Origin of the sequence: Acuticoccus sediminis (assembly GCF_003258595.1) — a bacterium.
GTDB classification, from domain to species: domain Bacteria; phylum Pseudomonadota; class Alphaproteobacteria; order Rhizobiales; family Amorphaceae; genus Acuticoccus; species Acuticoccus sediminis.
Genome location: NZ_QHHQ01000029.1, coordinates 1 through 2,500, shown reverse-complemented (window position 1 = coordinate 2,500; position 2,500 = coordinate 1). Strand labels below are relative to the sequence as shown.

The window sequence follows — 2,500 nt, the reverse complement described above, 5'->3', positions numbered from 1 at the left end:
ACGGCAGGTGCTAACGTCTGTCGTGGAGAGGGAAACAACCCTGATCACCAGCTAAGGCCCCCAAATCGTGGCTAAGTGTGAAAGGATGTAGAGACCCCAAAACAACCAGGATGTTGGCTTAGAAGCAGCCATCATTTAAAGAAAGCGTAACAGCTCACTGGTCTAAACAAGGGTCTCCGCGCCGAAAATGTAACGGGGCTAAAGCCACGTGCCGAAGCTGTGGGCTCACTTTGTGAGCGGTAGCGGAGCGTTCCGTAGGCCTGCGAAGGGAGACTCGTGAGAGCTCCTGGAGGTATCGGAAGTGCGAATGCTGACATGAGTAACGTAAGGAGTGTGAGAGACACTCCCGCCGAAAGTCCAAGGGTTCCTGCGTAAAGCTAATCTGCGCAGGGTTAGTCGGCCCCTAAGGCGAACCCGAAAGGGGTAGTCGATGGGAACGCGGTTAATATTCCGCGACCAGGGATGAGTGACGAATGCCGGAAGTTGTCCGACCTTACTGGATTGGTTGGGCAGCCTGGGTGTTCCAGGAAATAGCTCCCCAAATGACCGTACCCGAAACCGACTCTGGTGGACTGGTAGAGTATACCGAGGCGCTTGAGAGAACGATGCTGAAGGAACTCGGCAAATTACCTCCGTAACTTCGGGAGAAGGAGGCCTCTGGCTCGGGCAACCGGGTTGGAGGGGCACAGACCAGGGGGTAGCGACTGTTTATCAAAAACACAGGGCTCTGCGAAGTCGCAAGACGACGTATAGGGTCTGACGCCTGCCCGGTGCCGGAAGGTTAAAAGGAGGTGTGCAAGCACCGAATTGAAGCCCCGGTAAACGGCGGCCGTAACTATAACGGTCCTAAGGTAGCGAAATTCCTTGTCGGGTAAGTTCCGACCTGCACGAATGGCGTAACGACTTCCCCGCTGTCTCCAGCATCGACTCAGTGAAATTGAATTCCTCGTGAAGATGCGAGGTTCCTGCGGTCAGACGGAAAGACCCCGTGCACCTTTACTATAGCTTTACACTGGTATTCGTGACGACATGTGTAGGATAGGTGGTAGGCTTTGAAGCGTGAGCGCCAGCTTGCGTGGAGCCACCCTTGAAATACCACCCTTGTTTTCATGGATATCTAACCGCGACGTACGTCCGGGACAGTGTATGGTGGGTAGTTTGACTGGGGCGGTCGCCTCCCAAAGAGTAACGGAGGCGTGCGAAGGTGGGCTCAGAGCGGTCGGAAATCGCTCGTTGAGTGCAATGGCATAAGCCTGCCTGACTGCGAGACTGACAAGTCGAGCAGAGACGAAAGTCGGCCATAGTGATCCGGTGGTCCCGCGTGGAAGGGCCATCGCTCAACGGATAAAAGGTACGCCGGGGATAACAGGCTGATGACTCCCAAGCGTCCATAGCGACGGAGTTGTTTGGCACCTCGATGTCGGCTCATCGCATCCTGGGGCTGGAGCAGGTCCCAAGGGTTTGGCTGTTCGCCAATTAAAGCGGTACGTGAGCTGGGTTCAGAACGTCGTGAGACAGTTTGGTCCCTATCTGCCGTGGGTGTCGGAGAATTGACAGGATCTGCCCCTAGTACGAGAGGACCGGGGTGGACGTACCTCTTGTGGACCTGTTGTGGCGCCAGCCGCATTGCAGGGTAGCTACGTACGGACGGGATAACCGCTGAAAGCATCTAAGCGGGAAACCCACCTGGAAACGAGTTCTCCCTTGAGAGCCGTTGTAGACGACGACGTTGATAGGTTGGATGTGGAAGCGTGGCGACATGTGGAGCTTACCAATACTAATCGCTCGATCGGCTTGATCGCTCTCATTACCCAATGCCCATCCGCGAAAGCGGACATGATCACGGAAAGACCGGCTCTGCCGGACGAGCACCGCTCGCCAGTTTCACGAACGAACGATCTTTGCCGGCCTGGTGGCCTTTGCGAGGAGCCCCCACCCGATCCCATTCCGAACTCGGCCGTTAAACTCCTCCGCGCCGATGGTACTCTGGCTTAAGCCACGGGAGAGTAGGTCGCTGCCAGGCCTGCCAAGATCGTTCCCATCCTTCTCTTTACCCCGACCCCAAAAGGCCCCCGCGTACCCCGCGGGGGCCTTTTGTCGTTCCAGCCCCCCGCATGCCCGCACCGCATGCAACGCCCCGGGAGCGGTCCCGGAGGCAGCCCGTCCGGCCGGCCCCGGCGCGCGCCTCCCACCCGGCGCGCCGGCCGATGCTCATGCGTCCGCGAACGGGAGACCGGCCAACGAGCGGGGCGCGACCCGGCGACGCCAGCGGCGCGGCGGCCCGTTCCCCGGACCTGCGCTCGTGCGCGGCCCGGCTCGGTCACGGCAACGCCCGCATCACCGGCCAGCGCCCCGCCACCAGCCGTCGCCTCCCCGCCCGGCGGGAGACCGCGGGCCAGGGCCGGCATGCCGGGCGAAATGCGCACCTTGATGCCGCCGCTACCCGGCCCGGGGCCTCGTCTCCGCCCGGCCGGCTCCGGAAATCCGGCGCCGCGCCATG

2 rRNA genes (1 of these 2 cut by a window edge) are annotated in these 2,500 nt (G+C 60.3%); both read left to right on the top strand.

The window, feature by feature from the left end:
* Positions 1–1,802, top strand: a 23S ribosomal RNA gene (locus tag DLJ53_RS34420) (it extends 902 nt beyond the left edge of the window).
* A 106-nt stretch (positions 1,803–1,908) separates the two neighbouring features.
* A 5S ribosomal RNA gene (gene rrf / locus DLJ53_RS34415) occupies positions 1,909–2,023 on the top strand.
* Positions 2,024–2,500: the final 477 nt, after the last annotated feature.